At 67.9% G+C, this 10943-nt stretch carries 9 protein-coding genes and 1 pseudogene; 7 read left to right on the top strand and 3 right to left on the bottom strand.

Annotated features, from left to right (window positions below; all coding sequences use genetic code 11):
* Nucleotides 1-36 precede the first annotated feature (36 nt).
* A complete protein-coding gene (locus tag ACSVDM_RS19790; RefSeq protein WP_439266910.1) occupies nt 37-1620 on the top strand; it encodes a serine/threonine-protein kinase in 1584 nt (527 codons plus the stop codon).
* Between the two features lie 301 nt (nt 1621-1921).
* On the opposite strand, the gene ACSVDM_RS19785 is transcribed toward ACSVDM_RS19790, so the two are convergent.
* Complete coding sequence (locus tag ACSVDM_RS19785) at nt 1922-2542, bottom strand: TetR/AcrR family transcriptional regulator (RefSeq protein WP_067643913.1); 621 nt, start codon at nt 2540-2542, stop codon at nt 1922-1924.
* A 92-nt stretch (nt 2543-2634) separates the two neighbouring features.
* On the opposite strand from ACSVDM_RS19785, the gene ACSVDM_RS19780 reads away from it, so the two are divergent.
* The 4 genes from ACSVDM_RS19780 (at nt 2635) to lon (ending at nt 7315) form a co-directional block, all read left to right on the top strand.
* Nucleotides 2635-3411, top strand: a complete 777-nt coding sequence (locus ACSVDM_RS19780; protein ID WP_067497329.1) for an Rv1157c family protein — start codon at nt 2635-2637, stop codon at nt 3409-3411.
* Nucleotides 3412-3440: 29 nt separating this feature from the next.
* A complete protein-coding gene (locus ACSVDM_RS19775; RefSeq protein ID WP_084457534.1) occupies nt 3441-3611 on the top strand; it encodes a DUF2613 domain-containing protein in 171 nt (56 codons plus the stop codon).
* Nucleotides 3608-4666, top strand: coding sequence for a DUF3068 domain-containing protein (locus ACSVDM_RS19770; protein WP_439266907.1), 1059 nt, complete (start codon nt 3608-3610; stop codon nt 4664-4666). Before ACSVDM_RS19775 ends, ACSVDM_RS19770 begins: the two co-directional genes overlap by 4 nt.
* Nucleotides 4667-4834: 168 nt before the next feature.
* Nucleotides 4835-7315 (top strand): endopeptidase La, encoded by a 2481-nt coding sequence (gene lon, locus ACSVDM_RS19765; protein ID WP_439266905.1) that lies wholly within the window; start codon nt 4835-4837, stop codon nt 7313-7315.
* Nucleotides 7316-7492: 177 nt separating this feature from the next.
* Here lon and ACSVDM_RS19760 read toward each other — a convergent pair.
* Nucleotides 7493-7921 (bottom strand): annotated as a pseudogene (locus tag ACSVDM_RS19760) (PaaI family thioesterase); the annotation flags it as partial.
* Between the two features lie 36 nt (nt 7922-7957).
* Entirely contained in the window at nt 7958-8521 is a 564-nt protein-coding gene (locus ACSVDM_RS19755) for a TetR/AcrR family transcriptional regulator (protein ID WP_439266904.1), read from the bottom strand.
* A 77-nt stretch (nt 8522-8598) separates the two neighbouring features.
* On the opposite strand from ACSVDM_RS19755, the gene ACSVDM_RS19750 reads away from it, so the two are divergent.
* Together ACSVDM_RS19750 and ACSVDM_RS19745 are read left to right on the top strand one after the other, a co-directional pair.
* On the top strand, nt 8599-9672 hold the full coding sequence (locus ACSVDM_RS19750) for a DNA polymerase IV (protein ID WP_439266902.1): 1074 nt from the start codon (nt 8599-8601) through the stop codon (nt 9670-9672).
* Nucleotides 9673-9786: 114 nt separating this feature from the next.
* Nucleotides 9787-10782, top strand: coding sequence for an acrylyl-CoA reductase family protein (locus ACSVDM_RS19745; RefSeq protein WP_439266900.1), 996 nt, complete (start codon nt 9787-9789; stop codon nt 10780-10782).
* Nucleotides 10783-10943 lie beyond the last annotated feature (161 nt).

Here is a 10943-nt window from a genome sequence, read left to right as displayed (position 1 = left end):
CTCGCGAGGTAGTTCGTTCGAAGGGGACCTCACGCGATGCAGCCGTTGAACGCCGACGACCCGCGCCGGATCGGGGACTACCGGCTACTCGGTGTCCTCGGCGCGGGCGGTATGGGCAAGGTGTATCTGGGCCGTAATTCCGGTGGTCGCACGGTGGCGGTGAAGGTGATCCGGCCGGATCTGCTCGGCGATCCGGAACTGCGCGCGAGGTTCCGCCGGGAGGTCGCGGCCGCCCGACGCGTGGCAGGCGCTTTCACCGCACCCGTCCTCGACGCCGAAGTCGACGCTCACCCACCCTGGCTGGCAACGGGTTACGTGGCCGGTATCTCCCTGTCGGACGCCGTCACCGAGTACGGCCCTTTCCCCGAGTGTTCCCTGCTCGCCCTCGCGCACGGCCTGGCCGAGGCGCTGGTCGCGGTGCATTCGGTCGGCATCGTGCATCGCGACCTGAAGCCGTCGAACGTGCTGCTCGCCGTCGACGGCCCCAAGGTGATCGACTTCGGTATCGCCCGCGCCACGGAGGACACGGCGCTCACCACCACCGGAAGAGTCATCGGCTCACCGGGTTTCATGTGTCCCGAACAGATCACCGGCGAACCGCTCGGTCCCGCCTGCGATGTCTTCGCCCTCGGCGGCGTCCTGACCTTCGCCGCCTGCGGGCACGGCCCGTTCGGCACGGCCGACATGGTGCAACTGCTCTACCGCATCGTCTATGAGCAGCCGAGCCTCGACGCCGTGCCACCGAACTTCCGGCCGCTGATCGAGGCGTGCCTGGCCAAGAACCCCGCCGACCGCCCGACTCCACAACAGGCGCTTGCCGAGCTGAGGAAGATCGGCACCCCCGACGGGGCAGGCTGGCTCCCACCACTCGTCATGCAGGACGTGAGCATGCGCGCGGTGCGACTGCTCGACCTCGACACCGACCCGGGCGCCCGCCCGACGGCCGTCCCCCCGAGCCACCGCACGGACCCGACTGCCCTCGCAGGCATCACCCCGCCCGACCGCCCGCACACCATGTCGTACCCGCCCCCGGTCGCGCGGACAGCCGGGCACACCTCGGCGCCGCATGGGCATGCCCCGTCACCGGGGAACGCCCCTCATCGCACCAGAACCCGCACCCTTCTGATCGCGGCCGTCTCCGTGACAGCGGTCGTCGCCGCCGTCATGGCCTCGCTCATCGGCATCCGGCTCGGCGACCAATCGGGCACCGCCACGCTGACGATCCCGCCGGGCATGCCCCCGACCGGCACCGAGACCAGCACCCAATCGGTATCGACCGTCCCGGATTCCTTCATCGGCACCTGGACCGGCCAGGCCGCCGACGGCCTCGTCACCTTCGACATCGTGCTGACCATCCGTCCGGGCGAGGTCGGCCAGGAGCTGGCCACGGCGTCCAATACGGGCCAGATCTCGCAGACGCGCTGCGAACGGGCCGAGACCCTCATCCAGGCGACCGCCGACCGCCTCGTCTTCCGCGCCCGCCTCACGGGCGATACCCACGGCGACTGCGTCGACGAGGGCAACACCTCCACCGTCACCCGCCAGCCGGACGGCACCCTCCGATACAGCACGCCGGGAGTGTTCGGCGGTTCCATCGCGGGCACCCTGCACAAGAAGTAGGTAGAACAGGTTGCTGTTCAATTGCCGGAAGTCCGCCGAACGCGCCCCTAATCGGGCGACTGACCAGTAACCTGAGGCCCTGTCGGACGTCCTCGAATGGCCGATATCGCGATAGTGACAATCTACAAACGCACAGGTGATACCCGTCTCAGAAATTCTGCCGTTGCGACCTGAGTCACTCCTGTGCCAGACTCTCGTCCCACACTGTGAAGCCGTTCGGTCTCACAATGTCCGGAAAGGGAGTTGATTGAGTAGGCGGCAGGCGCACGTATTTGCCACCCTCTCGTCGGCTGCGCGCGAATCAATCGAAATCGACAAGTGCCAAGGCGGCACCGGTCAGCAGATCCACCAGTTCGCTGACCGGCGGCCGGGACTCACGCAACAGCCACTCGTGCGCGACTCCGGTCACCGCACCGGTGAGCAGGGCGGTGGTGAGTTCGGCGTCGCCACGCAGGCGCACGCCGATGTCCACCAGTGCCGAACCGATCAGCACCGACCACGCGTGCCTGCGCGAGCGGCGGTGGTTCTCCATCCGGTCGCTCACCCCGACCACCTCGATGAGCGCGACCTGGGCCCGGTACGGGTCCGAGCCGAGCGATTCGAGGTACGCGCGGAACCCCGCGTGCAGCGCGAGCTCGGGGTCGGTGGGCGTGGTGAGTTCGGCGAGCGCGGCGGCGACGGCCGCGGCGGCGTCGTCCTGGATGCGGTCGTAGGCCGCGACCAGCACGTCTTCGCGGGTCTCGAACTCCTCGTAGAACTGCCGCTTGGACAGCCCGGCGGCCGCGCACACCTCGGCAAGCGAGCACGTGGCGTACCCGCGTTCGGCGAAGATTCGCGTCGCTGCTTCCAGGAATCGCTGTCGGCGCTCGGCTTTACGCGCGACGACCGTACGACCCCCATACCGTCTGTCCGCTGTAGTCACCTCTCCAAAGTATCTGAAACTCCGGATAACACAGACATTCCTGTGAATTCCGGGTCGCTCCATTTATCCACCGAACGAAGGACGGCCGACCAGTGCTGAGCACCCGAGGATCGCGGACCGCAGTGTCTGCTTTCGTACTAGCGGCGAGTGCTGTACTCGTGGCGCCCACGCCAACCCTGGCCGCACCGCAGCACGCGGCGCAGCAGAGCGTTCCCGCCATCGCGGAGAACGTGCCCTCCGAGACGCTGGCAGCGCTGGCACCGACGATCGTAGGCGCCATCTCCGGTCCCGGCCTCATCGCCGACGGCGGACAGGCCGCGATCCTGGCCCAGGCGCGCCTGCTGCTGGCAACCCCCGGCATCCCCGCGCAGGTCAAGTCGACCCTCGAGCGGATCATCAAGTTCCTCGACGGCAGCGGCGGTGGCGGCCCCGAGCTGCCGCCCGCGGACGGACCGCGCATCGCGCAGTTCCTGTACCCGACCATCGGCAAGGGCTGCATCGGCCCCACCTCCGACTCGGTCGGTACCGCGCTCGCGGTCCCCGGACCGGCCGAACTGCCCCCGCCCGGACCGGGTGCGGGCCAGACCGGCTTCGTGTTCACCGCGCTCGGCACCAAAACCCCCACGGTCGAGCAGAACCCGCCGATGACCGTGCAGTGGGTCAACCTGGACAACCGCCGCACCGGCACCCAGGTGCTCACCAACGCGGCGGGCATCAACCCCGACGGCCCCGCCACCCTCTCGGCCATCGCCGACACCGGTGCGGGACGGGTCGTCGCGGTCGTCACCGGCTCGCTCACCACCGAAACCGCCGACGGTAACCGGACCTGCTCGTTCGCCCCGACCATCGGGTTCTTCTCCGTCGCCTGAACCGGCACAACGCAATTGGAGTTCGATCTATGAAGTTTGCCGTCCCCGGCCTGATCAGCGGGCTGGCCGGCGCGATCCTCGGGGTGATTGCCGTGTTGGGCATCACCGCTGGCGCGCAACAGAATTCGATTCCCGAGCCGGAGACGACCGGTGACCCGGGTTCGTCGCTGCTCGGCAACGTCACGTACGGCAGCCGATGAGCAACGTGCGCAGGATCATCGCCTGCATCCTCGTCGGTCTCGGTGCGCTGCTGCTCGCGTGCGCCGCCATGATTCCCACCTACACCGTCGGCAAGGTGGCCAAGACGCCACTGGACCTGCGGATCACCACCATCGCCAAGAGCGTTCCCGGCGAGGAAGCCCTCGTGCTCGACGCCAAGTCGCTCACCTCGCCCGAGGGCTCGGCCAAGATCGACACCAATGTGCCGATCGTGTCGCAGCGCTTCCTCACCGTCGAAGAGCCGTCGGACGCCGACGAGATGACCGTGCAGGCGGGTCAGACGCTGCGTCGCGACGACCGCGACGGTGACACCGGGCTGCTCACCGCCTCGGTCGACCGGGTCACCATCGACCGCAAGACCGGCGAGCCGATTCCGGTCTCGCCCAACGGTTCCATCGCCGTCAACGTCGACAAGTCGGGCGCCTCGGTGGCCGACCCGTCGCAGCGGCGTGGTCTGCAGTACCGGTTCCCGATCGGCACCGAGAAGAAGTCCTACCCGTACTTCGATCTCAACGCCCGCGCCACCTACGACATCGACTTCGTCGAGGAGTCCGAGGTCAACGGCGTGCCGGTGTACCACTTCCGCCAGACCATCCCGGTGACGAACATGTGGGACGTCGTCCCGGCCGCCACCAACAAGCTCACCCTGCCCGCCGCCAAGTGGGGCCTCGAGGGTGAGGAGCCGGTCACCATGACCCGCTACTACACCAACACCCGCGACGTGTGGGTGGAGCCGAGGACCGGCGCGGTCCTCAAGGGTGGGGAGTCCATCCACCTGTTCTACGGCCGCAGCGCCGACAAGGTCGACGTCACGGCGCTCAAGGCGCACCTGGTCTTCGACGAGGAGACCATCAATGCCCAGCTCGCCGTGACCCAGGAGAGCCTCGACAAGCTCGATCTCTTCGGTAAGACCCTGCCGGTGGTCTTCGGCATCCTCGGCGCGATCCTCGTCATCGCGGGCATCGTCCTCGGTGTGCTGAGCAGTCGTGGCCGCACTATCGATCCCCCGACCGAAAGGCTCCAGCGCAACCTCTAGAACCCTCGAAACACCATCAACGCACGAACGCCCTCGGCTCCCACCTACCCCTCGGGAGCCGGGGGCGTTCGGCGTTTCGTTCGCCGTGAGTGAACGGTTGCCGGGGTCGGAACAAAGTGCGATCTTCTGTAGTTGAGTCAGCAAAGCTCAACTTTTGGAAGGGTCGATATGACTACAGCTCAGAACCTGCCGGTGCTGTTCCTGACCGATCCGATCGTGCTGCCGGGCATGGTCGTGCCCATCGAACTGGACGAGTCCGCGCAGGCCGCCATCGACGCCGCGCAGGCAGGCAAGACCGGCGCCGTGCTCGTGGCGCCGCGCCTGGACGAGGGCTACGCCTCCTACGGCGTGGTCGCCACCATCGAACAGATCGGCCGGATGCGCGGTGGCGCGCCCGCGGCCGTGCTCAAGGCCGAGCGCCGGGCGCGGATCGGGCACGGAGTCACCGGGCCGGGTGCTGCGCTGTGGGTCGAGGCCGAACCCGTCGAGGCGCCCGCGCCCGACGAACGGACCACCGAACTCGCCGCCGAGTACCGCAAGCTGGTGATCGCCGTTCTGCAGCGCCGCGAGGCCTGGCAGATCATCGACATCGTCAACCAGCTCGACAACCCCGAAACCATCTCCGACACAGCCGGTTACGCGCCCTACCTGTCCAACGAGCAGAAGCGCGAACTGCTGGAAACTCCCGATGTCGCGCAGCGGCTGACCAAGCAGATCGAGTGGATCAAGGCGCATATCGCCGAGGTCGAGGTCACCGAGAAGATCAGCGAAGAAGTGCGCGACGGCATGGAGAAGAGCCAGCGCGAATTCCTGCTCCGCCAGCAGCTCAACGCCATTCGCAAAGAACTCGGCGAGGACGAACCCGACGGCGCCGACGACTACCGCACCCGTGTGGAGAACGCCGACCTGCCCGAGAACGTGCGCGCCGAGGCGCTGCGCGAGGTCGGCAGGCTCGAACGCGCCAGCGACCAGAGCCCCGAGTCGGGCTGGATCCGCACCTGGCTCGACACCGTCCTCGACCTGCCGTGGACGGTGAAAACCGAGGACAACACCGATGTTTCGGGTGCCCGCGCCATCCTCGACGCCGATCACCACGGGCTCGACGAGGTGAAGGACCGCATGGTCGAGTACCTCGCGGTGCGTTCACGTCGCGCGGCGCGTGGGCTCGAGGTGGTCGGTGGCCGCGGCTCGGGTGCGGTGATGGTGCTCGTCGGCCCGCCCGGTGTCGGTAAGACCTCGCTCGGTGAGTCGGTCGCGAAGGCCTTGGGCCGCAAGTTCGTTCGCGTCGCCCTCGGTGGTGTGCGCGACGAGGCCGAGATCCGTGGCCACCGGCGCACCTACGTCGGCGCCATGCCGGGCCGCATCGTGCGCGCGGTGAAGGAGGCGGGATCGATGAATCCCGTTGTCCTGCTGGACGAGATCGACAAGGTCGGTTCCGACTTCCGCGGTGATCCGGCGGCGGCGCTGCTCGAGGTGCTCGACCCCGCGCAGAACCACACCTTCCGCGATCACTACCTCGACCTGGACCTCGACCTGTCCAACGTGCTGTTCATCGCGACCGCCAACGTCATGGACACCATCCCCGGTCCGCTGCTCGACCGCATGGAACTCATCACGGTCGACGGCTACACCGAGGCCGACAAGGTGGCCATCGCGCGCGACTTCCTCGTCCCGAGGCAGCTGGAGCGCAATGCGCTGACGGCACAAGAGGTCTCGATCACCGAAGAGGCGCTGCGGGAGGTCGCGGCGAACTACACCCGGGAGGCCGGCGTTCGCCAGATGGAGCGTTTGGTCGCGAAAGCCTTGCGCAAGGCGGCAACCCGCCTGGTGACCGGTGATGCGGAGCCGAGTAGTGCGGCGTCCACGGGCAAGGCGCAGGTCGGCGCCGCGACGGACGGCGAGGCGACGCTCGGGTACGACCCCGAACTCGGCTACGACAATGTCATCGACATCAGCACCGGTCCGCAGCCGGCGGGCCAGGTGCAGAGCCTGGTGATCGATGTGGACAACTTGACCGACTACCTCGGCCGCCCCCGCTTCACCCCGGACTCGGTGGAGCGCACCGCCGTCCCCGGTGTGGCGACGGGCCTCGCGGTGACCGGCGCCGGAGGCGATGTCCTCTACATCGAGGCCAATGCCGCCGAGGGCGAGCGTTCGCTCACCCTCACCGGCCAGTTGGGTGACGTGATGAAGGAGTCGGCGCAGATCGCCCTCACCTACGTGCGTTCACACCTGGAGGAGATCGGGATCGAGCCGAAGGTGCTCGACCGCAATATCCACATCCACTTCCCGGCGGGCGCGGTCCCCAAGGACGGTCCGTCGGCGGGTGTCACCATGGTCACCGCCCTGGTGTCGCTGGCGCTGGATCGTCAGGTGCGTGCCGATGTGGGTATGACCGGCGAGGTCACCCTCAACGGCCGGGTGCTGCCGATCGGCGGGGTGAAGCAGAAGCTGCTCGCCGCGCAGCGAGCCGGGCTGAAGACGGTCTTCATCCCGGCCCGCAACGAACCGGACCTGGACGAAGTGCCCGCCGAGGTGCTCGAGGCCCTGGACGTGCGCCCCGTCGCCGACGTGGCCGACATCCTGGCCTACGCCATCGAGCCCATCGCCGAACCGGCCGCCGACGGTACGTTCGCCGTCAGTGCCTGATCGAAAAGGGGGGCCGTGCATTCGCGCACGGCCCCTTTTTCGTGCGCCGGGCTACCGGCTGACGGTCGGCGGTAGCTCGGCCATGTCGGCGGTGACGACGGTGAGCTGGTCGGTCTCGTACTCGTCCTCGTCGTCCTCGAATTCGGTGTCCTCGTCCGTTTCGGCCGTGGGGGTGAGATCCTTCTCGACGCGGCGGGTCGTGCCCTGGGCCACGGCGCAGTGGATCGGTTCCTCGCCCTCGGTCTCGGCGTACACGTCGCAGTGGGTGACGGCCTGGCGGCGGGTGGCGCCGAGCACGGTGGCGTGCACGCGCAGCCGCTCCCCCTTGGCCGGACGCAGGTAGGTGATGGTGAAGCCGCCGGTGAGGACATTGGGGCCGAGTACGGTTCCGGCGGCGAAGGTGAGTGCGTTGTCGGCGGCGTAGGCGAGCACCCCACCGTGCACGAAGCCGAACTGCTGGCCGTGCTCTGGCTGGATCTCGATCACCAATGTGGCTGCGCCGTCGCCGAATTCGGTCAGCTCGGTACCGACGAGACGAGCGAAGGGTTGCGCGGCGAGTACCTGCCGGGCCAGGTCGAGGTCGAGGGAGGTGGCTTCGGTCGGCATCGGGTGTTCCGTTCTTCGAGTGGCGGTGCTCGGTGACTATTCGGCGCCCTCGACCCGCAGGGTCGCCCAAGCGGCTGCGGCGAGTTCGGGAGCGACATCGGTTGGCGCGGTACGGATATTGCCACCAAGCCATTGGCGGCTGAATTCCTGTGCCGCCCCGAGCCACAGGGCATAGACGAGGTCGAGTTCGAGGTCGCGCACCGTGCCGTACGCGACATGGGTCCGCCACCAGCGGCGGACCGAGGTGAAGAACTCCAGATTGCGCTCGCTCTCGCGCACACCCGGCGGGCGCGCGGCGGTGAGAACGGTTGCCCGGTACTGGTTTTCCTGCACCCAGCGCAGATGTGCGTGCACGCCCGCGACGACGCCGGTCTCGGCGTCGGCACAGTCGGCGACGGCGGCGTAGAAGTGCTGTTGATAGTCGGTGAGCGCGTTGACCCAGACCTGCCGGTACAGGTCGGCCTTGTCGGGGAAGTGGTGGTAGAGCGCGCCGACACTGGCTTCGGCGGCGGCGCGGATGTCGTTGAGCGTGGCATCGAGGACACCGTGTTCGGCGAACTGCCGCTCCGCGGCGAGCAGCAACCGATCTCGGATCTTCATGACCAGAATTTAGTTCTGTTTTACGCCGTGCGCAAGAGCTGGGCTCCCTCGCGGCGGTGATGCGATAGAACGGAGCAGTGCCCCAGTGGCTCCTGCATGTCGATCTCGACCAGTTCCAGGCGGCGGTGGAATTCCGGCGTCGCCCCGAGCTGCGCGGACAGCCCGTCATCGTGGGCGGTGAGGGCGACCCTTCCCAGCCCCGCAAGGTCGTGACCTGTGCTTCCTATCCGGCCAGGGCCTTCGGCGTGCGCGCGGGGATGCCGCTGAAAGCCGCGCAGCGCAAATGTCCCGCAGGCGTGTTCCTGCCGCTGGACATGGCGACCTACGAGGTCGCCTCCGCGGAGATCATGGCCACGCTCGCCCGGGTGGCCGGTGCCGTCGAGGTGTGGGGCATGGACGAGGCCTTCGTCGCCACCGACGGTGACCCCTGGCAGCTCGCCACCGAGATCCGGAGTGCTGTCACCGAACTAGACCTGACCTGCTCCGTCGGCATCGGGGACAACAAGCTCACCGCCAAATTGGCCACCGGTTTCGCCAAGTCCACCGGCAAGACGTCCGCCGAACCCGAACACGACCCGGGTGCCGCCGGGGGTATCTTCCAGCTCACCGCCGCGAACTGGACCGAACTCATGGGCCACCGCCCCACCGATGCGCTCTGGGGCGTCGGGGCACGCATCGCCAAACGCCTGGCCGAACTCGACATCGCCACCGTCGCCGACCTCATGGCCGCCGACCGCCAACGCCTCGCCGCCGAATTCGGCCCCAACACCGGCCCGTACCTGTGGGTCCTCGGCCACGGCAAGGGCGACACCGAACTGACCACCACTCCGCGAATCCCGGTCGGCCGCAGTAAGTCCGAGACCTTCCCGCACGACCTCACCGACCCCGACGAAATCCGTCGCGAGGTCGCCCGCATCGCCACCGAGGTCGCCGAGGAGATGCTCGCCCATCACCGCGTGAGCACCCGAGTCTCGGTCACCGTGCGAACCAAAACCTTCTACACCCGCAGCAAGCAGCGCAAACTCCCCCAGCCGACCACCGACATCGCCACCATCGTCGACACGGCCCTGGCCGTCATCGACCGCTTCGAGCTCGACCGCCCCGTCCGCCTCCTCGGCGTCCGCCTCGAACTCCTGCCCTTGGACGAGTGATCACCACGCTCTGTGGCGGCATCGCCCGGGAGGCTCGCGCCACCAGAGCGTGGTGATCGAATGTCCAGGATTTGATTCGTCGCTGGACGGGTGGATGACTCGTATGCTCGGCTCATGAACTTCTCCGCGATGGTGGCCCGTGAGTCGGATGGTGGGATCGTGCTCGGTCGGGAGGAGGTAGGGGACGACTTCCTCGGCACCGGCGATGTGACGATCAAGATCCACTACTCGAGTGCGAACTACAAAGACCTGCTGGCGATCACACCGCGCGGCGGGGTCGTCCGCAACTACCCGATCGTCCCCGGCATCGACCTCACCGGCGAGGTGACCGCCTCGGAGTCCGAAGACTTCGCCGTCGGTGACCAGGTGATCGCGCACGGCTACGACCTCGGCGTCGCCCGCAATGGTGGCTTCGCCGAATACACCAGGGTGCCGGCCGAATGGGTGGTGAAACTCGACGGCCTCGACACCCGCGACGCCGCGACCATCGGTACCGCCGGCTTCACCGCCGCGATGAGCGTGCAGGCCCTGCTCGACCACGGCCTCACCCCCGACGACGGCGCGGTGCTCGTCACCGGCGCTACCGGCGGCGTCGGCACCGTCGCCATCGACATTCTGTCCGGCCTGGGCTTCGAGGTGATCGCCTCGACCGGCAAGACCGACGCGGGCGATTTGCTCGCCGAACTCGGCGCCAACGAGGTGATCGGTCGTCTTCCCCTCGATCCTGAGGCCAAGCCGCGCCCGCTGAACAAGGCGAACTGGGCAGGTGCTGTCGACAGCGTGGGTGGCAAGTCTCTCGCGTTCGTCCTGAGCTCCATCGGCTATGGCGGCGCGGTCGCGGCCAGTGGTCTCACCGGTGGCTCCGACCTGCCCGCCACGGTGCTGCCGTTCATTCTGCGTGGGGTGAGTCTGTTGGGTATCGACTCGGTGTTCCTGCCTATCGAGAAGCGGCGTGCTCTTTGGGCTGCGCTGGGTAAAGAGTTGCGTCCGCAGCATCTTTCGGCGATCGAATCGTTCGCGTCGATTACCGATGTTGACGCTGTTCTGCAGTCGATCAAGGACGGCAGCCACTCCGGTCGCACGGTCATCGGGGTAGCTAACGAGTTCTGAGATATTCGCGGTCGGCGGTCGGCGGTCGGCGGTCGGCGGTCGGCGGTCGGTACGGCACAACCTCGGTGTTTTTGTGCACCACGGAGGTATTGGGCTGTGTTTATTGGAGCGCTGGCGCGCTCGAGCGCGGCCCCTGGAGGGCCGCGCGAACAGCGCTCGAG

The organism is Nocardia sp. JW2, from assembly GCF_051843015.1.
GTDB lineage: Bacteria > Actinomycetota > Actinomycetes > Mycobacteriales > Mycobacteriaceae > Nocardia > Nocardia coubleae.
The sequence above is the reverse complement of the archived record's forward strand: the minus strand, read 5'-3'. Positions and strand labels throughout refer to the sequence as shown.

Bases quoted from the DNA above. Each gene is read 5' to 3' on its own strand.
- ACSVDM_RS19790 (WP_439266910.1), top strand. From the start codon at position 37: ATGCAGCCGTTGAACGCCGACGACCCGCGCCGGATCGGGGACTACCGG.
- ACSVDM_RS19775 (WP_084457534.1), top strand. From the start codon at position 3,441: ATGAAGTTTGCCGTCCCCGGCCTGATCAGCGGGCTGGCCGGCGCGATC.
- ACSVDM_RS19770 (WP_439266907.1), top strand. From the start codon at position 3,608: ATGAGCAACGTGCGCAGGATCATCGCCTGCATCCTCGTCGGTCTCGGT.
- lon (WP_439266905.1), top strand. From the start codon at position 4,835: ATGACTACAGCTCAGAACCTGCCGGTGCTGTTCCTGACCGATCCGATC.
- ACSVDM_RS19755 (WP_439266904.1), bottom strand. From the start codon at position 8,521: ATGAAGATCCGAGATCGGTTGCTGCTCGCCGCGGAGCGGCAGTTCGCC.
- ACSVDM_RS19745 (WP_439266900.1), top strand. From the start codon at position 9,787: ATGAACTTCTCCGCGATGGTGGCCCGTGAGTCGGATGGTGGGATCGTG.